Below are 21,500 nucleotides of genomic sequence, written 5' to 3' on the forward strand. Positions count from 1 at the left end.
CTCACAAGCCCGCCGGCCGTGCGCTGGTTGCCCCGGACGCGCGCAGCTCGGACAGCTCCCGTTCGCCGTGCCCCAGCACGCTCATCAGGACCTCGCGGGTGTGCTGGCCGTACAGCGGCGGCGGCCGGCGAAGCCAGCGACGTGGCTTTCCGACGAAGGCGAACGGCATTCCGGTGCACAGGAACGAGCCCGCAACCGGGTGGTCGACCGTTTCCCAGAACCCCCGGGCCAGCAGCTGCGGATCGCTCAGCAGCGCCGCCGGCGGCGTGACCGGGGCCGCGGCCAGCCCGAGGGCGCGCAGCGCGCCGACCGCGTCGGGCACCGGGCGCCGCGCGGTCCACTCCGAGATCAGCTTGTCGATTTCGTCGGCCCCCGCTCGCCACTCGGCCTCGGCCGGCCCCAGTCCCGCCTGGTCGAGGAGTTTCGCCAGCGCCACCCGGGCGTTGTCGTCGGTCGCGGCGAGCGCGACCCAGTCGTCGTCACCCTTGCAGCGGTACACGCCTTGGGGACTGGCGCCGGGTCCGCGATTCCCGTTGCGCCGCAGCTCGATTCCGTTGCGCGAGTATTCCACCATCATTTCGGCGGCGACGTTGAGCGCGGACTCCACCATGGTGGACTCGACGTGCATGCCGATGCCGTCGCGGTCGCGGATGACCAGCGCCGCGATCGCGGCGAAGGCCGCGTGCAGCCCCGCGATCGGGTCGCACACCCCGCGCGGAATCACCGGCGGCCCGTCGGCATGTCCGGTCATCCACGCCATGCCCGTCGCCTGCTCCATGGTCTGCGCGAAGCCGACCCGGTCGCGCCACGGGCCGTCGAGGCCGAACGCCGGCATCCGGACCATGACCGCGCGCGGGTTGGCGGCGCGCACCGCATCCCACTCGAGGGCGAAGTTTTTCATCACCCGCGGCGAGAAGTTCTCGATGACGAGGTCGCTGGCGGCGATGAGCTCGAAGGCGATGGACCGTCCCGCGTCGGTGCCGAGCTCGGCGCTGACGCCGCGCTTGTTGTTGTTGCTGCACAAGAAGACCGGGCCCCACTCCCACCACTGGTCCCAGTCCGGGGGGCGGCCGGCGGAGAACCGCATGCCGTCGGGCCGGCGGACGCCCTCGAGCTTGATCACGTCGGCGCCCAGGGCGCCGAGGAATTGGGTGGCGACGGGGCCGGCCCAGAACGCGGTGAAGTCGGTTACCCGTATGCCGGACAACGGAAGTGCGTCGGCGTCGTCGCAAGGGGACCGCTCGGGTCGGGGCGGCCAGTGCACGCGGCCGTTGTCGGCCCCCAGTTCCGGTGGCCGCCCCGGCGCCCGGGTGGCGATGGCGTCGCTGCGATACGGCACCCGCGGCTGCAGCACCCCGAGCTCCGATTCCACGAAGACCCCGCGGTCGACGAAGTGGTCGATGCCGGGCAGCGTGGCCGGGGTTCCGATGGGGGCCACCGGAATTCGGAATGCCACCGCGAGGTCGATGATCTCCTGCGTGCTCCGGGATTCCGTCCATTTCGTGACCATGCCCAGGAACTCGTCGCGGCGCCGAACCCGTCCGGCGAAGGACGCCAGGTCCGCGTCGTCGATCAGGTCGGCCCGGTCGATCATCGTCAGGAAATCCTGGAACTGCTGCGCCGTGATGGTGCAAAAGCCCACCATCCCGTCGGCGGTGGGGACGATCGACGGGAGCTCCAGGCTGCGTTGGTGCAGCAGGGAATCCGCGCCCAGCACGCTGGCCGACATGGCGGGCAGGCCGCCCATCGCGATGACCATCGCCTCGTAGGTCGAGACGTCGACGACCCGCCCCCCGCCGCCGCGGGCGGCATGCCGGGCCGTGGCGGCGGCGACCGGCGCGGCGAACGACCCGGCCAGCCACTCGCCGAGGCGGCCGCCCGCCTGCACGGGCTCGTCGCCCGGCCAGCCGCGGCTGGCCGTGGAGCCGCACAGCGCCTGCAGGATGAACTCGTTGGCGACGACGCGGTCGTCGACGTACGGTCCCGTCAGCCCGAACGGGGTCACGGCGACCACGACCGCCGACGGGCCGGTGTGGGCCGTGATGTCGTCGAGCGCCCAGTCGTCGGTGAGGTCGGTGAGCACGATGTCGGCGCCGGCCAGCAGCGCCGCGGTCTCGGCCGCACCGCGGCGGACCACCGACCTCTTGCCCGCCGCCAGGTAACCGAACAACGCGCCGGGTGGGCCACCCGCCGACCAGTTGCGCATCGAATCGCCTTGCGGGGACTCGATCTTCACGACGTCGGCGCCGGCGTCGGTGAACATCTTCCCGCAGTACGACACCGCGATCCCGTTGGACAGCTCCAGCACGCGCCAGCCGGCGAATGACGCCCGGGCCGGCACGCTCACCTGCCCAGCGTCGTGGCGCGGCCCGCGATACCGGAAGCCTCGGCCGTCGCCAGCGGCTCCCCCTGTGCCTGCAGGGCGAACTGCGTCATCCGGGTCCACGTGTCGAGGTCACGCTGGCTGGCCTTGTGGCCGACGTGCGTGACGACGTCCACGTCGGTGGCCTGAGCACGCAGGTGACCCGCCGTCGCGTGTTCCCTGGGAATGTGCCGGAACGGGTCGAACGAGTATGCGGCCATGGCGTTTTCGTGGGTGATCTTGTTGATGACGGCGTCGTCCAGGTGGCCCATCGTCTCCATCACGTCTTCGGGCGCGAACGGCCAATTGCTGTCGGAGTGCGGGAAGTCGGACTCCCAGCACAGCATGTCCTCGTTGAACCACTCCATGTTCTTCACCCCGACCTTGTCGCTGATGAAGCAGGTGTAGAAGTGTCGCCGGAACACGTCGGCGGGCCCGCTGTAGCCCGGCGGGAACTTCGCCAGCGTCCAGCCCGAGTGGCGGTTGTAGACATGTTCGGCGCGCCAGAGGAAATACGGTATCCAGCCGACGTCGCCCTCGGTGAGCGAGAACTTGATCTCCGGGAAGTCGGCGTAGAACTCCGCCCAGATCAGCTCGGTGAAGGTGAACATGCTCATCATCGACGACGCCGTCATCATGACGCTGGGCGGGGCGTCGCTCGACACCTGCGGCGAACGCGACGCGGAGCCGACGTGGGTGCACAGCACAGAGTTGTTCTCGCACACGGCCTCGAACAACGGGTACCAGTACCTGGTGTGAATGCTGGGCATCTCCAGGGCCTCCGGATTCTCGGAGAACGTCACCGCGTGGCAGCCCTTGTCCGCGAGCCGTTTCACCTCCTTGGCCGCTTCGGCCACGTCGAAAAGCGGAAGGATGCCGCAGGGGATGAAGCGCCCCGGATACGCGCCGCACCATTCGTCGATGTGCCAGTCGTTGTAGGCCTTGATCATCACCAGGTTGACGTCCCGGTCGGGTCCCTGGTTGAGCACCTGACCCGAAAACCCGGTGAAATTGGGGAAGTTCAGGCCCGCCAGCTGCCCGCCGGCGTTCATGTCGCGGATCCGCTCGTCGACGTTGAAGCAGCCCGGCCGCATCTCGTCGTAGCTGGTGGCGTCCACGTTGTACATCTCGCGGGGTTTGCCGGCCACCGCGTTCAGGCCCATGTTCCGTCCGCGAACGTCGCCGTAGTACCACTGCTGGACGCCGTCGGGCTCGAGGACCACCCGCGGGGCGCGGTCCTTGTACTTCGCCGGAACGTGCGCGTCGAACATGTCCGCCGGCTCGGCGATGTGGTCGTCCACGCTGATCAGGATCAGGTCGTCCTTGTTCATGCCGCACTCCTAGGCCGAGATGTGACTAGTAGACAATGGTGGCCGTCACAGTGTCAACGGTGGCGGCACCTGCCCTCTCGGCGCTAAGTGGCTGTGTCACAATGCCAAACACCACAGTTTTTGCATGCTTGCGGCCCGACGCACTTGCCCCCGGATACGGACTATTAGTCCTCACTGCTCGTCCTGCGGGATGGCGGGTCGCGCGCTGCCCGCGGGATCGCGTGCCACCATGAGGCATGGTCGGGCCCGGAAGGTGATGCGTTGACTGAGAAGGTTGTGCGGCCCACCACCGCCGATGTGGCCCGACTGGCCGGCGTGTCGACCGCGACCGTCAGCTACGTCCTGAACGACGCCGAGGGCCGCAGAATCTCCGCGCCGACCCGCGAGGCGGTGTACCGCGCCGCGGAGCTGCTTGGTTATCGGCCCAACCTCGCCGCGCGCAACCTCGCCCGCGGCAAGGGCGGCGTGGTGCTGTACGTGGTGCCGCACGTGGCGGTGGGTGACATGCCCATGCAGGCCGGCAGCCGCATGACCACGGAACTGGCCCACCAGGGCCTGCTTCAGGTGCAGATCTTCGAGGCCGAGGACGATCAGCATGTCGTCGACGCGATCGCGAGCCTCGACCCGGTCGCGGTCACGAGCCTGTTCCCGCTCAGCGACGCCGCCGTCGCCGCGGTCCGGTCGGCCGGCATACCGCACATCGAGATCGGAACCCTTCCCGCGCTTGGGGATCCGCACCTGTCGGTCGGCGAGCTGCGGGTCGACCACCTCGTCTCGCGCGGCCAACGGCAGATCGCCTTCGCCTACACGGGAATCGCCAAATGGCGCCCGCTGGGCGACTACTGGTTCGAGGGCGTCGAGCGCGCGGCGCGGCTGCGTGGCCTTCCCCCCATCCGGGTTGGCGAGGTCACACTCGAGAATGCCGCCGACGTGGTGACCGGCTGGGTGCAAGGCGGCGTGACAGCCGTGTGCGCACAGAGCGACGACATAGCCTGCCTCGTCCTCTACGGCATTCATCAGGCGCGGCTGCGCTGTCCGGACGACCTCGCCGTGATCGGCGTCGACGCCAGCCCGATGGGTGTGGTGAGCACGCCGCCGTTGACCACGGTCGAGTTCAACCCCCGCGCGCTCGCCGACGCCGCGGTCGCCGCCATCTTCGAACGGCTGAGCCTCCCGGCCGTGCCGTCGAGTGAGCCGACCGAGATTTCGCGGCTGATCGTGCGCTCGTCGACCTGACGCCCCTAGGCCCGCCCTGGACATCGAGTGGTTAAGCGCATAACCTCGGCGTGACGATCCGTGCAATGAGGCGTAGGAGGAATGGGCGTGTCGGTGCAGGCTGTGCTGGACGAAATCCGGGAGCGACCGGGCACCGGTGAGGTGATCGCGGTTGTCGATCCCGCGACCGAAGAGCAGGTCACCGAGTTCAAGGATTGCGGGCCCGAAGCCGTCGACGACACGGTCGCGCGCGCGAAGGCGTCCTTCGAGTCGGGCGTCTGGCGGGACAAGCCGCCCAGCGAGCGGGCCAAGATTCTGTGGCGGGTGGGCGAGCTGATCGATCAGAACGCGGAGCTGCTGGCCGAGCTCGAGTCGCTCAACGCGGGCATGACCCCGCTGCAGGCGCAGGGTACGGTCACCGTCGGCTCGGAGTTCTTCCGCTACTACGCCGGCTGGTGCACCAAGATCGAGGGCATCGCGGCCGACGTGCACACCGGCGGCCTCACCGGCATCGACTCGCATCAGCACGCCTACACCCTCAAGGAGCCGTACGGCGTGGTGGGGCTGATATTTCCTTGGAACGGACCGGTTTTCAACTTCTGCTGCAAGCTCGCGCCGGCGCTCGCGGCGGGCTGCAGCAGCGTCGTCAAGCCCGCCGAGGAGACCCCGCTGTCGGCCCTGGTGCTGGACAACATCCTGCACGAGGCCGGGGTGCCCGACGGGGTGGCGAACCTGCTGCTGGGCTACGGGCACACCGCGGGCGCCGCGATCACCGCGCACCCCGACGTCGAGAAGGTCGCGTTCACCGGGTCCACCGAGGTCGGCCGCGAGATCGTGCACGCCGCCGGGGCGAGCAACCTGAAGAAAATCACGCTCGAGCTCGGCGGGAAGTCGCCGGTCGTCGTCTTCGACGACGCCGACCTGTCGAAGGCCGTCCCGATGGCGGCGTTCGGCACCTTCATCCACTCCGGCCAGGCGTGCGTGTGCGGATCGCGGATCTTCGTGCAGCGCGGCATCTTCGACCAGTTCGTCGAGCAGCTGGCGAACGTCGCGAACGGGCTGCCGCAGGGCGGCCCCAAGGACGAGGGCAGCCTGATCGGCCCGCTGATCAGCCAGAAGCAGCTCACCCGCGTGCTGGGTTACCTGGACCAGGGCAAGGCCGACGGCGTGCAGATCGTCACGGGCGGGGAGCGGGTGGACCGCAAGGGCTACTTCGTTCGCCCGACCGTTCTCACCAACGTCGCAACCACCAGCCGGCTGTTCCAGGAGGAGATCTTCGGGCCCGTGGTCGCGGTCATCCCGTTCGACGACGAGGACGAGGCGGTCGCATTGGCCAACGACAGCACCTACGGGCTGGCCGCCACGGCCTGGACCCGCGACCTCGGCCGGGCACACCGAATTGCCAAGCGGCTCAAGGCCGGAACCGTGGGCCTGAACTGCCAGATGCAGTTCGACCACTCCATGCCCTTCGGCGGGTACAAGCAATCCGGTTGGGGCTACGAGTCGGGCAAGGCGGGCCTGGAGACCTACCTGCAGACGAAGATCGTCTGGGCGCAGATGTAATCAGCTGCGCGAGCAGACGCAAAGGCCCCCAATTCCTACCGAATTCGGGGGCTTTTGCGTCTGCTCGGCATCCCGCTAGTCGGCCGGTTCGTAGCGCAGCATGGTGACATCGTGTTCCGGATAGTCGAAGAACACCGGCCGCACCCGCATCCCGATCCTCAGGTCGGCCGGGTCGACGTTCACCATCTCGGTGGAAAACCTTGGTCCCTCGTCCCATTCCACGATGGCGAGCAGCTGCGGAACGGCGTCGGCGAAGTGCTGGCTGACGGGCCGGTGCGCGACGGTGTAGGAGTACAGCGTTCCCATGCCCGAGATCTCTCGCCATTCCAGGTCGTCGGCCAGCGTACGCGGCGCGCGCACCCGCGGGTAGAACACATAGCTCTGCGACGACGGCGAGTACTGGATGACGATGCGGTGCTGCGCCAGCTCATCCCAAAACGGCGCCGTGGTGGGCGTTTTGACGGGCATCGGGCGCTCGAACTTCATCGTCAGTCCCCCTGCAGGATGAGCGTCGTCTGCTCGGACAGGATGCCGCCGTTGCCGGACACGAAGGCGCGGTTGCAATCGGCGACCTGGGCCGCGCCCGCGCGGCCCATGATCTGGCGGGTGGCGTCGCAGACGTGATGCATTCCGCCGGCCAACCCGGCCTGGCCGAAGCCGAGTTGGCCGCCCGCGGTGTTGAGCGGGAAGTCGCCGCGGAAGGTCAGGTCGTGGTTGGCGATGAACTCCAGGCCCTTGCCCTTCTCGCAGAAACCCGCGTCCTCCAGCGACAGCATCACGGTGATGGTGTAGCAGTCGTAGATCGACACCATGTCCATCTGGTCCCGGGTCAGGCCGGTCATGGCGAACGCGGTATCGGCGGCGGCGGCAATCGGCGTATTCAGCAGATCCTCGGCGTACGTCGGCGTCTTGAACGGGACGTGTTCACCGAATCCCTTGATCCACACCGGACGATGGCGGGCCCGCCGCGCGACGTCGGCGTTGGCGACGACCACCGCGGCCCCACCGACGCAGGGCATGACGATCTCCAGCATGTGCAGCGGGTCGGCGATGACGGGACTGGCCAAGACGTCATCGACGGTGAGCGGCTTGTCCTTCCAGATGGCGCCCTCGGTGTGGTTGGCGTTGACCCGCTGATCGACCACGATCTTGGCCATCGCCCGCTCGTCGTAGCCGTAGACCGCGGCGTAGCGCTGAGCCACCTGGCCGTAGGGCCCGTTCTGGCCGAGGTTGCCATACGGGATCTCGAATTCGGCCTGCGGGGAACCGTATTGGTTGCTCGACGAGCCGAAGAACATCGCGTCGATGATCGGCCTGGGCTTCTTCTTGGACGACGGCGTGATGTACCGCGCGGGCAGCGCGCACAGGACGGCGTCGCAGATGCCGAGTTCGATCACGGCGGCCGCGCGCCACACCATGGCGGCGGCGCTGGCCCCGCCGAGGTCGACCAGCTCGGCGAATCGTGCTCCTATTCCCAGGTATTCGGCGATGGTGGAGGGAACGAAGATCTCCGATTCGGCCAGGTGCGAGGCGGCGATGCCGTTGACTACGCCAGCCGGCAGCCCCGCGTCATCGAGCGCGGCGGCGCCCAGTTCCGCCCACTGCTCGAGGACGAACGGCGCCGGTGAGGCCTTGTTGAGCCGTTCGGGCGGCAGCTCGACGTACCCGACGATCGCCGCCTCTCCGCGTAATCCCATGTGGCGTCCTCACTTACGTGGCAGGCCCAGGATCATCTGGGCGATGATGTTCAGCTGGATCTCCCGGGTTCCGCCGCCGATCAGCTCGGCGGGCAGGTGCAGGTAGGGCTGCACGACGGCGGGTTCCGAGTCGGCGACCATCGCCGTCCGCCCGGTCAGCTGCAGGGTGGCCCGGAAGGTGCGCCGCAGCAGGACGTTCATCGCCACCTTGGCGATGCTGGATGCCGGGCCGGATGCCTGGCCGTCGAGCAGCCGGATGGTTTCCCGCACGCCGAGGGCCTTGATGGCGTTGGCATATGCGTCGAGTTCGCCGAGCTCCCGCAGCGCGTCGGCGCGATCGGCTCCGGGTTGCGCCGTCAGCGCCCGCAGCGCGGCGGCCCTGTCGAACTTGACGTAGCCGCTGATGGCCGAGCGCTCCTCGGCCATGGTGGCGATGGCGAGGTTCCAGCCGTCGGTCGGGTCGCCGAGCAGCATGTCGTCGGGCACGAACACGTCGTTGAGGAAGACCTCGTTGAAATGCGCGTGGCCGGTGGCCGTCTTGATGGGCTGGATTTCTATTCCGGGCGAACGCATGTCGAGGATGAAGTAGCCGATGCCGCGGTGCTTGCTTGCCGCCGGATCGGTGCGCGCGAGCAGCGCACCAAGATCGGCGTACTGTGCCAACGACGTCCAGATCTTGTGACCGTTGATCCGCCAGCCGCCGTCCACCTTGGTCGCCCTGGTGGCCAGCGACGCGAGGTCGGAGCCGGCGCCCGGCTCGCTGAACAGCTGGCACCAATGAATATCGCCGCGTTGGGTCGGGGGGATCAGCCGCTCCTGCAGCTCTCGTGGCGCGGCCGCCAGCACCGCGGGCAGGATCCACTCCGCGATGTTCAGCGACGGCCGGACCAGCCCGGGTCGCTTGGCGAACTCTTCGTCGATAATGAGCTGTTTCAACGGGTCCGCGCCGACGCCCCAGGGCGCTGGCCAGTGCGGCACGATCAGGCCGGCGTCGGCGAGCAGCGCGCGTTGCGGCCCGGAGGCCTGGTCCGCGTAGTCGCCGTGCGGCGCGGGTGTGTCGTTGCGCAGTCGCATTGCGGCATCGAGCGTTTCGGCGACCCAGGCCCGGAGTTCAGCCTCCGCGTCGCCGAGGTTGACCGACATGTCACGCTGCTGCGTGCACGTCAGCTCCCCGAGACGGCGGGCCCACCGATTCGCGGGCCCGATCGACGCGGCCAGGCTGGTGGCCCGCCGCCAGTACAGGTGCAGGTCGTGTTCCCAGGTGAAGCCGATGGCGCCGAACATCGTGAGCGCGTCGAGCACCAGCTCCGGCACCGGCGAGATCGCGATCATGGCGGCACCCGCGGCCGCGAGCCGGTGCTGATCGAGCGATTCGTCGGCGGCGCGCACCGCGTCCCAGGCCGCCGCGGTGGCCAATTCGCTGTTGACCAGAAGCATCGCCGCGTGGTGTTGCAGCGCCTGGAACGTTCCAATCACCTTGCCGAACTGCTCGCGGGTGCGCAGGTGTGCGGTGACCACCTCGACGCACCACTGCGCGATGCCCGCGGTGGTGGCGGCGACCAGTCCCAGCGCGACGCACGCGGCGCGATCGGCGTCGATGCCGGTGAGGACGTCGCCCGCCTGATACTCGGCCAGCCGCAGGATCCCGGCATCGGCGACCAGGTCGGTGCCGTCGACGGATTCGACCGTCGCCGTTGACTTTCCGGTGTCGACCGGCACCCACACCACGTCGCCGTCCCCGGTGCGGGCGCCGACCAGGATGACCCGCGCCGCACACGCGCCCATGGTGACACCCGAGGCTCCGCTGACCGCCCAGCCCGGGCCGTCGGCGCGCGCCAGAAAGTCACCATCGTCGAGAAGGACGACGGCCGCGGGCGCACCGGATGCGAGGTCGCGCAGCAGTGATTCGGCGGCCGGCGTGGGATCCGCCAGCAGCGCGACGGCGCCCGTCGTCACGGTGGGCAGCAGCGGTCCGGGCAGCAGCGCCTTGCCCGCCGACTCCAGGACGCACGCGGCGTCGATCATCCGTCCGCCCTGGCCGCCGAGGCTCTCCGGCAGGTGGACCGCGTGGAAGCCGTTGCCGACCAACGCATCCCACCATCCGGGGAGCTTGCCGGCGGCCAGCGCGTCGAATTCGTCGCGTGTCGAGGAGATCGGGGCATGCCGGCCGGCGAACCGCCCGACGGCCTCGCCGAGGTCGTGCTGCTCCGGGGACAACGCAAGCGTCATGGTCGCGGCCGAGATGTGGCGAACGCGGGCTTCGGCCGCACGGACTGCTATCCTTCCCTCTTACAAGACGAACCGTCTCGTCTTGTGGGACATTACGGTGCGGGTCAGGATATGTAAAGCGAGGATCATCACATGCCAAGCGATCCCGCCCCGCGGCGCCGCAGCGAGAGGTCGCGCACGGCGATCGTCACCGCCACGCGAGAACTGCTTCTGGAGCGCGGATTCGACGGTCTGACGATCGAGGCGGTCGCGGCGCGCGCCGGCGTGGGAAAGCAGACGATCTACCGCTGGTGGCCCAGCCGTCCGGCGCTCGTCGCCGACGTCATGCTCGAGGACGCAGACAGGATCCTCGCCTCGGTGGACCACACCGGCGACCTGGCCGGGGACCTGGTGGGCTGGGTGCGCAAACTCGCCGCGAGCCTGACGACGGAGCGCGGCTCGGCCATGCTGCGGACGCTGACCGCCGCCGGCATGGAGCACGAGGAGACCGCGGTCAAGCTGCGCGCCGGGTTCTCCTCGCCGCTGCACGAAAGCGTCCGGAGCCGGCTTGTCGCCGACGACATCGATGAGGTGACCGCCGACTCCGCCGCCGACGCGATCGTCGGCGGCGTGGTGTATCCGATCCTGTCTGGCGCACAACGATATTCGCGGCGGCGGGCCGAGCTGACGACCCGGATCATCGTCGATGCCCTGACCCGCCGGCGTAAATCGGCAGCGCGAGCCGAGGACATGGTCTAGGCATGAGGTCATGACGCACAAGACGCTCGAGGCGTGGCAGTTTTTCCAGCAGATGCTCGCCGACGTCACCAAGGTGGTGACCCAGGACGCCGAATCCGAGCGAGAGCTTCTCGAGGGACTGCGGGTCGTGGCCCGGGTGTCGTCGCTGTGCTCGCAACTGTCCGTCGAGGCCGACCCCGACCGGCCGGCGTTCTTCGACATGTGCTCGGACAACCGGATGATCGGCGGCCCCAACCCCGACGGCAACTACTACCTGGCGATGATCCGCGGCGACCGGCGCTACCGGATCACCGGAACCCGCGGCACCAGCGCCTACCTCGGATTCCAGATCCTGGCCGGAACGGGGCTCACGCCGCGCCGGATGTCCAACTACGTCAGCGACACCGACCTGCCCGCAAGCGAATTCGCGTTCGTCCTGTCCGCGGACGAGCCCGCCGATCTCGCCGGCGCGCGGTGGGTGCAGATCCCCGACGACGCGTCGTCGGTCGTGGTCCGGGAGTATCTCGGCGATCGCGGCTCCGAGGAACTGGCCACCCTGAAGATCGAGGCCCTCGACCCCGGCCCGCTCGCGCGGCTCACCGACGACGAACTGGCCGAGCAGTTCACGGCGATGGCGTGGACGCTGATGAAGCTCGTCGCGCTGCACCGCACCATCAAGCCCGAGCTGCTGGAGCGCCCCAACACGCTGCTGACGGCCGAGGCCGCCGACCTGGGTGCCGCCGACACCACCCCGGACAACCTGTACATGATGGGGACGTTCCGGCTCGACCCCGGCGAGGCGCTGGTGCTCGACATCGCGCCGCCCGACACCAGGTACTGGAACGTCACGCTGGAAAGCATCTGGCACGAGTGCCTGGAGCCGCGCCGCCGGCACAGCTCGGTGACCAACCGCGGGGTGCGGCCGGACCCGGACGGGCGCGTGCGCATCGCGATCTCGGCGGAGGACCTCGGCTTCGGCCACTGGCTCGACACCGGCGGGCGACGGCGTGGATTCGTGGTGCTGCGCTGGCTCGACAACCCCAACCCGCCCGACGTCACGGTGTCGGTGCGCCGGCGTGGGGAGCCGGCGTGACGCTGCGGGAGCGCTTCGACCCGGACCGGCTCGTCGCCGCCGCCTGCGACGAAGCCGGCAGCGACGACTTCGGCGACAGCCTTGGCCTCACGGGCTGGCGAGCCGGGCTGGACCGGCTGACCGACGGCCTGGTCGACGAGGCGCGGCTGTCGGCCATCGGCGTTGAGATCGCCCACCTCGACATCATGCGCGCCCTGAAGAACCGGCTCGGCATCATCGATTGGCGCCAGCAGCATCCCGAAATCGCAAGCGAGCCAATAACTTCGCCGATCTTCATCGTCGGCCAGCCCCGCACCGGGACCACGATCCTCTACGACCTGCTCGCCCAGGATCCCGCCCTGCGGGCGCCGCTGACCTGGGAGGTCGACGCGCCCTGTCCGGTGCCGCGGCCCGAGACCTACCACGACGACCCGCGCATCGCGCAGACGCAGGCCAGCATCGAGCTCTCGGAACAGATCATCCCCGGTTTCCTGGCGCTGCACCCGATGGGCGCGCTCGTCGGGCAGGAGTGCGTCCGCATCACCGCCAGCGAGTTCACCAGCATGATCTACTCGGTGCAGTACCGGCTGCCGAGCTACTATCGCTGGCTGCTCTACGAGGCCGACCACGCCGGCGCCTATCGCTTCCACCGAATCTTCCTGCAGCACCTGCAGTCTGGGGTGCCCGGTCAGTGGCTGCTGAAGTCGCCGGCGCACCTGTGGCAGCTCGACAAGCTGCTGGCCGAATATCCCGACGCGCTGATCGTGCAGACCCACCGCGATCCCCTCAACGTCATCTCGTCGATCGCCGCGCTGACCCACCACCTGCGCCGGATGGGCAGCGACGAGTCGAACATCGCCGAGTGCGCGGCCCAGTCCTACGAGGAGATCGTCGTCGGCCTCGACCGTGCGATGACGTTGCGGGACAGCGGCGACGTGCCCGCCGGGCGGGTGATCGACGTGCAGTACGCCGAGTTCGTCGACGACCCGTGGACCACGATCAAGGACATCTACGCCAAGCTCGGTCGCGAACTGCGGCCCGAAGCGGAACGGCGGATGCGCGACTTTCTGGCCGCTCACCCCGGCGACGGCGGGCGCGGCCGCTACACCTGGTCGGACACCGGCCTGAACGCCGACGAGGTGCGGGAACGGGTGCGCGCCTACCAGGACCGCTACGGGGTGCCGACCGAGCAGCTGCGGTAATCAGTCGTCCACGAGCTGCGGTTGCGCGATGATCTCGCTTACGCCCGAGACGCCGAGCCGCTCCCGGAACGCCTGCGCGGTATAGCCGACGGCGGTGGCGTCGGTTCGGGCACGCACCGTCGCCGAGCGCGGCATGTGAAACAGCACGCCGATTTCGCCGAAGTAGTCGCCGGCCCCGGCCACCTCGACCAATTCCTCACCGCCATCGGCCAATTCGCGCACGATCTCGAATTCGCCCTCGGACACCACATAGATCAGGTCGCCCATCGTGCATTGCTCGAACAACACCTCGCCGGCCTTCAGCGCAACGGTTTCCGGGAGCCGGTTCGTCGACGCCAGTGCGGGTGCCAGCTCGACGACGTGATCGGCCATCGGCAGTATCCGGCTGTCGTGGGTCGCGACCACCACCACACGCTCGCCCGCCGCGAGCGAGCGGATCAACCGCAGCACCTCCTCCACCTGGATGAAGTCGAGGTGCGCGGTCGGCTCGTCAGCGAGGATCAACGGCGGATCCAGCGCGATCGCGCGGGCGACCGCGACCCGCTGCTGCTGCCCGCCGCTGAGGTCTCCTGGCCGGTGTTTCACCCGGTCCGCAAGGTTGACCCGCGACAGCAGCTCCTCGGCACGCCGACGCGAGGCCGCGCGCGACATCCCGGCCGCGCGCAGCGGGACCATCACGTTCTCGAGGGCGGTCAGGCTGGGCACCAGGTTGAACGCCTGAAAAACGATGCCCACCGTGTCGCGCCGGTACCTCGCCAGCGCGCGCGGGTCGAGGGCGGTGACGTCGATGCCGTCGAACTTGATCACCCCGCTCTTCGGCCGCAGGATGCCGCCGAGGCAGGACAGCAATGTGGTCTTCCCGCAGCCGCTGGGGCCGAGCAGGATCACCAGCGATCCGGCGGCCACGTCGAGGCCCAGGCCGTTGATGGGGCGCAGCGCATACCCACCACTGGAGTACTCGACGACGAGGTCTTGAATGCTCAGATCGCCCACGGTCACGGACCCCCGAACGCCAACGCGGGATCGACGGCCACCGCGCGTCGCAGTCCCGCGGCACTTGCCAGCAGACCGATCGCGACCGCGATCACCGGCAGCGCCAGGTAGGCGCGCAGGGGGACCACGACGATCATCGGGAACACCGGTGCCAGCACCTGCGCAAGGACGGCGCCCAACGCCGCCGCGAGCAGCGCGACGACCACCGCCTGCAGCGCCAGGCCCGCCAGGATCGACCGGGTGGGCACGCCGATCGCCTTGAACACCGCGAAGTCGCGCAGCCGCTCGAGCGCCGACAGGTAGACCAACGATCCGACGATGAGGACGGCCACAATCCACAGCAGGAACGCGATGATCGTGATCGCCCCCGACGCGACCTTCAACGGACGCATCAGGTCGGTGACACCGGCGGATCGATCCACGGCCTGGTAGCCGTCGGGCAGCTGCCGGGGGGCGCCGATGATCCCGATCGACGTGATCACCGGCTGCCCGTTGTAGGCCAGTTTTTGCAGGCCCTCGGTCGTCAGGAAGATGCAGGGCGTCTTCGCCAGCGCGGTGGCGTTGGGCACGACGCCGACGATCCGCAAGGTGTGCGCACCGACCTGCAGATCCTCGCCGATGGGCCGGCCCAGCGTGCTCGACACCGCGACCTCGTCAGGCGTCTCCGGCGCCCGACCCTCCGAAACCTGCGGCATGCCGGGTCCGTGTGAGGGCGCACCGAAGGCCGAGGAGTTTCGCGCCGAGTTGCCTTCCCTGATCGGCTGCGCCGCGGTCGCCAGCGGGGACGCCGCCTGCACACCGGGCGAGGCGGCCACCCGGGCCAAGTCGACTTCGGCGAACGGCGTCGAACCGAGAAACGGGCCGGCCGCGCCGGTCTTGACCACGAAGCCGTCGACCCCCATGGCGTCGACGGTGCGCTGGGCCTCGACCCGGAAGCCGTTCGCAAGTCCGGTCAGAACCAGCGTCATCGCGAACACCAGGCCGGTGCTGACGATCGCGATCACCAGGCGCCGCCGTCGCCATTGCATGTCGCGCAAGGCCGCGAACAGCATGACTGAGACCGTACCGCCGCCCACCCCGTCGTGGGCAGGGTTTATCGGCGATTTTCAGCCGGCGACCGACGCGTCGTAGATCGACTGGATCGACTTGTCCAGCGTCGCGTTGAACTGCTCGTCGGTCTGGTCGACGGTCAGGCCCTCGGTCAGTGCGCGGCTGAAGCTGGCGATGAGCCCGGTGTTCTGCGCGAGCAGCTTGTTGGCCTCGTCCCGCGAGTAGCCGCCGGACAGCGCCACCACCCGCATCACCTTCGGATGTTCGATCAGCGGGCGGTAATGGTTGACCTCGCTGGGCAGGCTGAGCTTGAGCATCACCCGCTGCCCCTGGGGCACGGTTTCGAGTTGCTTGGTGATCTCGTCGCGCAGGATGTCCTCGGCCTGGGCCTTGTCCGCGATCGAGATGGTGACCTCGGGTTCGATGATCGGCACCAGGCCGTGCGACAGCACCCGGTGGGCCACCTCGAACTGCTGGGCCACCACCGCGGCGATGCCCTCGACGTTGGCGCCGCCGATCACCGATCGCTCCTTGGTGCCGAAAACGCCCTTGCCGATGGCCCGCTCCAGCAGCTCGTCCAGGCCGGGTATCGGCTTCATCAGCTGCACCTCGTCGGACGCCTCGGCAAGCCCCTTGTCGATCTTGAGGATGGGCACCACGCCCTTGGTCTCCCACAGATAGGTGGTCGACGGCACCCCCTCGATCTCGCGGTCCATGGTCTGCTCGAACAGGATCGCCGCCAGCACCCGGTCACCGGTGAACGCCGGGGAGGTGATGATCCGCGAACGCATCTGGTGGATGAGGTCGAACATCTCTTTCTCGGAGGAATAGGCGTCCTCTCCGATGCCGTACAGGCGCAGCGCCTTGGGCGTCGAGCCGCCGCTCTGGTCGAGCGCCGCGATGAATCCCTTGCCCGACGTCATCCGGTCTGCTTGCTTCTCGTTCGGCATGGAATTCTCCACTCCCTTGTGGTCTTCGCACCCCTTTCGTGCCGGTGCGCGATCAGGCTCGAATCGGTGTCGATCATATTCGGCATTGGTACCGGGCGCGGTTGCGGTCCGGGCGTTCGGTTATTTTCGACTGGTCGCGCGTTACGCGCAGCCAGAACGGATCGACATGAAAAACGCTGTGGGGCAGGCCTTTGCCGTCATCGGCCTGGCCGCCCACCTGGGGCGCGGGGCGGGACGGGTGGCCGTCGACGCGGTGGCGGGGAACCGGGTGGGACTGCCCCGCACCGTCGAGCGCATCGACGCCGCGGTCCTGTCCAAGGTCATGGGGAACACCGTCAGGTCGGTGCGCGTCCTTGGCAGCGACGCGGGGACGTCGTCGCGGGCCCGGCTTGTGCTCACCGGAAAGGACGTGCCCGAGTCGGTGTTCGTCAAGCTCGCGGCGCAGACCGCCGCGACCCGCCTGATGGGTGAGCTCGGCCGGCTCGGGCACACCGAGGTGCGCTTCTACAGCCAGCTCGCGCCGCAACTCACCGGCGTGCCCGCCGCCTACGGCACGGCCTTCGACCCCTGGACCGGCCGGTACCTGCTGGTCCTGGAGGACCTCCCACCCGAGACGTGCCAATTCCCCGACACATTGCATCCCCTGTCCCCCGACCAGGCCGGGCTCATCGTCGAACTACTGGCCCGGTTGCACGCCACCTTCTGGGACCGCCTGCCCCGCGACGGGCGCGGCCCGCTGGGATGGCTCTACACGCCGTCGGGCGATGTCACGTCGCTGCTGACCGGCTCGCTGATGCACGCCTCGATCAAGCGCCTCGCCGATCGCACCACCATCCCCGTCGAGAATGGCCGCTACATCGCCGACAACTACCGGGCCGTCGCCGCGCTGATCGACGCTCCCCCGCACACCGTCATGCACGGCGACGCCCATCCGGGCAACATGTACTTCCACGGCGGCAAGGCGGGGCTGCTGGACTGGCAGGCGATGCGGCGCGGACACCCCTCCCGCGAACTGGCCTACACCCTGATCACCAGCCTGACCCCGGAGGACCGCCGCGCGACTCAGCGCGACCTGCTCGACGACTACCGGCGCGCGCTCGTCGCCGCCGGCGGCCCCGACCTGGATCGCGACGAGCTGTGGCTGCGGTACCGCCAGGGCGCGCTGTACGCCTACGTCGCCGCCCTGATCACCGCCGGAATGGGGGGAATGCAGGTCGAAGCGATCGCCATGGAGGGCCTGCGGCGCGGCGTCGCGGCGCTCGACGACCTGGAAACCATCGCGGCGCTGAAGGCCGCGGGGTAGCCGCGCGAAATTCGGCTCAACCTATTGCCATCGGTGCCGGAGGAGTTACGCTACTATGCGTAGCGAAATCCCCCGCGCGTTCGACGCCGACAGCGGCGGCAAGGAGAGTCTCATGTTCGACCTGAAGATCACCGGTGGCACCGTCGTCGACGGGACGGGCGGGGAGCGCTTTCGCGCCGACGTCGGCATCAAGGACGGCGTCATCGTCGACGTCGTCCGCCTTCCGGATCGACAGGGCGCCGACGGCGGCGGCCTGGCGACGGCCGAGGCCGCCGAGACCATCGACGCGACGGGCCATGTGGTGGCCCCCGGCTTCGTCGACATCCACACCCACTACGACGGGCAGGTGAGCTGGGACAGCCTGCTGGAGCCGTCGAGCGGCCACGGCGTCACGACGATTGTGACCGGCAACTGCGGCGTCGGCTTCGCGCCGGTGCGGCCCGGCAGCGAGCAGTGGCTGATCGAGCTGATGGAGGGCGTCGAGGACATCCCCGGCACCGCGCTCACCGAGGGCATCACCTGGGGCTGGGAGACCTATCCCGAATACCTCGACGCGGTCGGCAAGCAGAAGTTCGCCATCGACGTGGGCAGCCAGGTCGCCCACGGCGCCATCCGCGCCTACGCGATGGGCGAGCGGGGCGCCCGCAACGAGCCGGCCACCCCCGACGACATCGAGGCGATGGGCCGGCTGGTTCGGGAGGCCATCGAAGCCGGCGCGCTCGGATTCTCCACGTCGCGCACGATGGGCCACCGCGCGATGGACGGCGAGCCAGTACCCGGCACCTTCGCCGCCGAGGAAGAGCTGTTCGGGCTGGGCCGCGCGATGGCGGCCGGCGGCCAGGCGGTGTTCGAGCTCGCCCCGCAGGGGGCAGCGGGCGAGGACATCGTCGCCCCCAAGAAGGAGCTGGACTGGATGCGGCGGCTGGGCGCGGAGATCGACCGGCCGGTGTCCTTCGCTCTCATCCAGGTGGACGCCGATCCGAACCTGTGGCGCGAGATGCTCGACCTCTCCGCGGCCGCGCACGCGGAGGGCGCCCGCCTACACCCGCAGATCGCGGCGCGCCCGTTCGGCATGATGATCGGCTTCCAGGGTCACCACGGTTTCAGCCACCGGCCCACCTACCGCCGCCTGGCGGCCAAGCTCGGCCGCGAGGAGCTTGCGCAGCGCCTGGCCGACCCCGCGGTCAAGGCCGCGATCCTGGCCGAGGACGACCTGCCCGCCGACCCGACGCTGTTGTTCGACGGGATGTTCGCCCTCGTGCAGAACTCCCTGCACCGCCTCTACGCGCTCGGCGACCCGCCCGACTACGAGCCCACGCCCGACCGCACGGTCGCCGCCATCGCCAAGGCCCGCGGCGAGGACCCGCTGTCGACGCTCTACGACCTGATGCTGGAAGCGGACGCGACCAACATGCTGATGCTGCCGCTGTTCAACTACGCCGACGGCAACTGCGACGCGATCCGGGAGATGATGCTGCATCCCGCCGGGGTGCTGGGGCTGTCCGACGGCGGCGCGCACTGCGGGATGATCTGCGACGCCTCCTACCCGACGTTCCTGCTGACGCACTGGGCGCGCGATCGCAGCCGCGGCGAGAAGCTGGGGTTGGAATACGTGATCCGCAAGCAATCCCGCGATACCGCACACCTTTTCGGCCTCACCGACCGCGGCACGATCGAGCGCGGCAAGAAGGCAGACATCAACGTGATCGACATGGACGCGCTGCGGCTGCATCCCGCGGCGATGGCGTTCGACCTGCCCGCCGGCGGGCACCGGATCCTGCAGGGCGCAAGCGGGTACGCGGCCACGATCGTCAGCGGGACGGTGACCCGGCGGTACGACGTCGACACCGGTGCTCGCCCCGGCCGGCTGGTGCGGGGGGCGCGTTAAGGGCCGGGCTTATGAACGCGCCCGCACGCAACCCGGCTCGGACCCGCGACGAGGACGCGATCGGCACCCCGCCGCCGAGCCCGACCCTGGTGCCGGTCGAGCGCTACTATTCTCCGGCGTTCGCCGCGCTCGAGATCGAGCGGATGTGGCCGAGGGTGTGGCAGGTCGCCTGCATGCTCGACCACGTCGCCGAGCCGGGCGACTATTTCGAGTACCGCTGCGGCCCGTACGGGGTGCTGATCGTCCGCGGCGACGACGGCGCGCTGCGCGCCTTCCAGAACGCCTGTCGCCATCGCGGCAACTCGGTCTGCGTCGGCTCGGGTTCCGGGCTGCGCGAGCTCAAGTGCGGCTATCACGGCTGGACCTGGGACCTGGCCGGCACGCTCAAGCGAGTGCCCAACCGCAAGGGCTTCGGCGCGCTGCGCATGTCGGACTTCCCGTTGCTGCCCGTCCGGGTCGACACCTGGGAGGGCCTCGTCTTCGTCAACCTCGACCTCAACGCGATGCCGCTGCTCGAATATCTGGAGTCGATGCCCGACGACATCGCCTGGTGCAACCTGGGCGACTTCCGCTGCTATGCCACGCTGACCGTCGAGGTCGAGGCCAACTGGAAGACCATCGCCGACGGCTTCAGCGAGACCTACCACATCCAGACGCTGCATCCCGAGTTGCTGCGCTGTGTCGACGACATCCATGCGCCGCAGCAGATCTGGGGTCACACCGGCAAGTCCGACCAGCCCTACGGTGTGCAGAGCCCCCGCTTCGACGGCGCGCTGAGCGACGAAGAGGTTTGGGACGCCTACGTTTACACGCAGGGCGCGCTGATGGGCGTGGCCGAGGGAACACCCTTTCCCGCCGAGGAACTGCAGCCCGGGCAGACCGTGCAGGACCTGATCGCCGACCGAACTCGGGCGTTCGCGGCCACCCGCGGGGTCGATCTCGGCTGGGCCGACACCGACCGGATCACCCGGCTGCACCAGTACAACGTGTTCCCGAACATGACGCTGCTGGCCAACGCGGACCACCTGACCGTCATGTGCTCGCGCCCCGGGCCCGACCCCGACCACGGCGAGTTCGTCATGTTCTTGATGACGCGACTGCCGCCGGGCGCGGCGCGCAACAAGCCGACGGACGTCCGCATGAGCGCCGGCGAGGCCGAACCCGGCCTGGTGCTCACCCAGGACATCCGCGTGCTGCCGGGCCTGCAGCGCGGCATGCATCAGCCCGGTTTCACCCACCTGGTGCTCTCCGGCGAGGAGCGGCGCGTGATCAACACGCATCGCAACCTCGAGCGCTACCTCGACCTGCCCGAGTCCGAGCGGATGACGGGCGGCGGCTGATGTAGCGCTCCCGTGCCTGGCCACCCGGGCCGCGACACTGCAATGACGCACACGACACGCCGATGCGCGTGTGCGTGGATTCAGTCTCGACGGAGGCCCCCGGCGAGAAGACGTCCGCGCACGACGAATCGCCGCCAACGAAATTGGCGCGGAGCCTTCGAAACGGCGCCCAACCGAATTAGACTCCCGGCTTGTGGCGATCCCGTCGAGCCCATGCGGTGGCGAATGGGGGCGCCTGTCGCATCGGCTGGAGATGCAATACCGAATTGTCGGCCGCAGGGGTGCGCGGCGGTTGTGCAAGCGCTTCGAACAGGTGGGCGTCAGGACCCAGCCGGACCGGCTTCAGCAGATGCTCGCCGGCCTTCCCGGCGCGGACGACGAGGTGACCGACGTCAGGTTCGCGTTGATCGCCTCACAGATGAACCGTGAAGCGCGCACCGCGAAGCTGAGGCGCCTGCAACGCCGCGGCACCCGCTCACTGCTGTTCGCGGGGTTGCTTCTGGTCGTCCTGAACTTCCTCTTTTGCGTTGCCTACGTGCTGCTGAACCTGGCCCAACAGGCCACGCCGTTGTGAAAGGTCAACCCCCG

The 21,500-nt window shown here is 69.1% G+C and carries 17 protein-coding genes; 9 read left to right on the plus strand and 8 right to left on the minus strand.

Going from position 1 to position 21,500, the window contains the following annotated elements:
• Position 1 precedes the first annotated feature (1 nt).
• Both OQ968_RS05605 and OQ968_RS05610 read right to left on the minus strand, forming a co-directional pair.
• The gene (locus OQ968_RS05605) at positions 2 to 2,341 is read right to left on the minus strand and encodes a CoA transferase (RefSeq protein WP_324675941.1); all 2,340 of its coding nucleotides are present in this window, start codon (positions 2,339 to 2,341) and stop codon (positions 2 to 4) included.
• Positions 2,342 to 2,343: 2 nt separating this feature from the next.
• The gene (locus OQ968_RS05610; RefSeq protein WP_324675556.1) at positions 2,344 to 3,693 is read right to left on the minus strand and encodes an amidohydrolase family protein; all 1,350 of its coding nucleotides are present in this window, start codon (positions 3,691 to 3,693) and stop codon (positions 2,344 to 2,346) included.
• A 261-nt stretch (positions 3,694 to 3,954) separates the two neighbouring features.
• On the opposite strand from OQ968_RS05610, the gene OQ968_RS05615 reads away from it, so the two are divergent.
• Together OQ968_RS05615 and OQ968_RS05620 are read left to right on the plus strand one after the other, a co-directional pair.
• On the plus strand, positions 3,955 to 4,929 hold the full coding sequence (locus tag OQ968_RS05615) for a LacI family DNA-binding transcriptional regulator (RefSeq protein ID WP_420715834.1): 975 nt from the start codon (positions 3,955 to 3,957) through the stop codon (positions 4,927 to 4,929).
• An 87-nt stretch (positions 4,930 to 5,016) separates the two neighbouring features.
• Positions 5,017 to 6,471: an aldehyde dehydrogenase family protein gene (locus OQ968_RS05620; protein ID WP_324675558.1), complete on the plus strand. Its 1,455-nt coding sequence runs from the start codon at positions 5,017 to 5,019 to the stop codon at positions 6,469 to 6,471.
• Positions 6,472 to 6,546: 75 nt separating this feature from the next.
• On the opposite strand, the gene OQ968_RS05625 is transcribed toward OQ968_RS05620, so the two are convergent.
• Genes OQ968_RS05625 through OQ968_RS05635 form a run of 3 tightly spaced genes read right to left on the minus strand, consistent with a single transcriptional unit; the run spans position 6,547 to position 10,397 of the window.
• A complete protein-coding gene (locus OQ968_RS05625) occupies positions 6,547 to 6,957 on the minus strand; it encodes an OB-fold domain-containing protein (RefSeq protein WP_324675560.1) in 411 nt (136 codons plus the stop codon).
• A 2-nt stretch (positions 6,958 to 6,959) separates the two neighbouring features.
• Complete coding sequence (locus tag OQ968_RS05630) at positions 6,960 to 8,168, minus strand: thiolase family protein (protein WP_324675562.1); 1,209 nt, start codon at positions 8,166 to 8,168, stop codon at positions 6,960 to 6,962.
• Between the two features lie 9 nt (positions 8,169 to 8,177).
• On the minus strand, positions 8,178 to 10,397 hold the full coding sequence (locus tag OQ968_RS05635) for an acyl-CoA dehydrogenase (RefSeq protein ID WP_324675563.1): 2,220 nt from the start codon (positions 10,395 to 10,397) through the stop codon (positions 8,178 to 8,180).
• 132 nt (positions 10,398 to 10,529) lie between these two features.
• On the opposite strand from OQ968_RS05635, the gene OQ968_RS05640 reads away from it, so the two are divergent.
• The 3 genes from OQ968_RS05640 to OQ968_RS05650 are packed head-to-tail and all read left to right on the plus strand — an operon-like array spanning position 10,530 to position 13,388.
• A complete protein-coding gene (locus tag OQ968_RS05640; protein ID WP_324675565.1) occupies positions 10,530 to 11,135 on the plus strand; it encodes a TetR/AcrR family transcriptional regulator in 606 nt (201 codons plus the stop codon).
• Between the two features lie 10 nt (positions 11,136 to 11,145).
• On the plus strand, positions 11,146 to 12,207 hold the full coding sequence (locus OQ968_RS05645; protein ID WP_324675567.1) for a DUF1214 domain-containing protein: 1,062 nt from the start codon (positions 11,146 to 11,148) through the stop codon (positions 12,205 to 12,207).
• Positions 12,204 to 13,388 carry a sulfotransferase gene (locus tag OQ968_RS05650; RefSeq protein ID WP_324675569.1) on the plus strand — a complete coding sequence of 395 codons (1,185 nt, stop codon included), beginning with the start codon at positions 12,204 to 12,206 and terminating at the stop codon, positions 13,386 to 13,388. The genes OQ968_RS05645 and OQ968_RS05650 overlap by 4 nt, the downstream gene beginning before the upstream one ends.
• On the opposite strand, the gene OQ968_RS05655 is transcribed toward OQ968_RS05650, so the two are convergent.
• From OQ968_RS05655 to OQ968_RS05665, 3 genes are read right to left on the minus strand one after another with little or no spacing between them, the layout of a single operon-like run.
• The gene (locus tag OQ968_RS05655) at positions 13,389 to 14,381 is read right to left on the minus strand and encodes an ATP-binding cassette domain-containing protein (protein WP_324675945.1); all 993 of its coding nucleotides are present in this window, start codon (positions 14,379 to 14,381) and stop codon (positions 13,389 to 13,391) included.
• A 2-nt stretch (positions 14,382 to 14,383) separates the two neighbouring features.
• Entirely contained in the window at positions 14,384 to 15,433 is a 1,050-nt protein-coding gene (locus tag OQ968_RS05660) for an ABC transporter permease (protein ID WP_324675571.1), read from the minus strand.
• 54 nt (positions 15,434 to 15,487) lie between these two features.
• Positions 15,488 to 16,381, minus strand: a complete 894-nt coding sequence (locus OQ968_RS05665) for a fructose bisphosphate aldolase (protein ID WP_324675573.1) — start codon at positions 16,379 to 16,381, stop codon at positions 15,488 to 15,490.
• A gap of 166 nt (positions 16,382 to 16,547) precedes the next feature.
• On the opposite strand from OQ968_RS05665, the gene OQ968_RS05670 reads away from it, so the two are divergent.
• The 4 genes from OQ968_RS05670 to OQ968_RS05685 all read left to right on the plus strand — a co-directional run bounded on the left by OQ968_RS05670 (position 16,548) and on the right by OQ968_RS05685 (position 21,486).
• A complete protein-coding gene (locus OQ968_RS05670; RefSeq protein WP_324675575.1) occupies positions 16,548 to 17,684 on the plus strand; it encodes a phosphotransferase in 1,137 nt (378 codons plus the stop codon).
• A gap of 112 nt (positions 17,685 to 17,796) precedes the next feature.
• A complete protein-coding gene (locus OQ968_RS05675; protein ID WP_324675947.1) occupies positions 17,797 to 19,572 on the plus strand; it encodes an N-acyl-D-amino-acid deacylase family protein in 1,776 nt (591 codons plus the stop codon).
• 11 nt (positions 19,573 to 19,583) lie between these two features.
• The gene (locus OQ968_RS05680) at positions 19,584 to 20,912 is read left to right on the plus strand and encodes an aromatic ring-hydroxylating dioxygenase subunit alpha (protein WP_324675577.1); all 1,329 of its coding nucleotides are present in this window, start codon (positions 19,584 to 19,586) and stop codon (positions 20,910 to 20,912) included.
• Positions 20,913 to 21,105: 193 nt separating this feature from the next.
• Positions 21,106 to 21,486, plus strand: coding sequence for a hypothetical protein (locus tag OQ968_RS05685; RefSeq protein ID WP_324675579.1), 381 nt, complete (start codon positions 21,106 to 21,108; stop codon positions 21,484 to 21,486).
• The last annotated feature ends 14 nt before the right edge of the window (positions 21,487 to 21,500 follow it).

Source organism: Mycobacterium sp. 663a-19, from assembly GCF_035616495.1.
Taxonomy (GTDB): Bacteria; Actinomycetota; Actinomycetes; order Mycobacteriales; family Mycobacteriaceae; genus Mycobacterium.

Bases quoted from the DNA above. Each gene is read 5' to 3' on its own strand.
- OQ968_RS05610 (WP_324675556.1), bottom strand. From the start codon at position 3,693: ATGAACAAGGACGACCTGATCCTGATCAGCGTGGACGACCACATCGCC.
- OQ968_RS05625 (WP_324675560.1), bottom strand. From the start codon at position 6,957: ATGAAGTTCGAGCGCCCGATGCCCGTCAAAACGCCCACCACGGCGCCG.
- OQ968_RS05630 (WP_324675562.1), bottom strand. From the start codon at position 8,168: ATGGGATTACGCGGAGAGGCGGCGATCGTCGGGTACGTCGAGCTGCCG.
- OQ968_RS05635 (WP_324675563.1), bottom strand. From the start codon at position 10,397: ATGACGCTTGCGTTGTCCCCGGAGCAGCACGACCTCGGCGAGGCCGTC.
- OQ968_RS05640 (WP_324675565.1), top strand. From the start codon at position 10,530: ATGCCAAGCGATCCCGCCCCGCGGCGCCGCAGCGAGAGGTCGCGCACG.
- OQ968_RS05645 (WP_324675567.1), top strand. From the start codon at position 11,146: ATGACGCACAAGACGCTCGAGGCGTGGCAGTTTTTCCAGCAGATGCTC.
- OQ968_RS05660 (WP_324675571.1), bottom strand. From the start codon at position 15,433: ATGCTGTTCGCGGCCTTGCGCGACATGCAATGGCGACGGCGGCGCCTG.
- OQ968_RS05665 (WP_324675573.1), bottom strand. From the start codon at position 16,381: ATGCCGAACGAGAAGCAAGCAGACCGGATGACGTCGGGCAAGGGATTC.
- OQ968_RS05670 (WP_324675575.1), top strand. From the start codon at position 16,548: ATGAAAAACGCTGTGGGGCAGGCCTTTGCCGTCATCGGCCTGGCCGCC.
- OQ968_RS05675 (WP_324675947.1), top strand. From the start codon at position 17,797: ATGTTCGACCTGAAGATCACCGGTGGCACCGTCGTCGACGGGACGGGC.
- OQ968_RS05680 (WP_324675577.1), top strand. From the start codon at position 19,584: ATGAACGCGCCCGCACGCAACCCGGCTCGGACCCGCGACGAGGACGCG.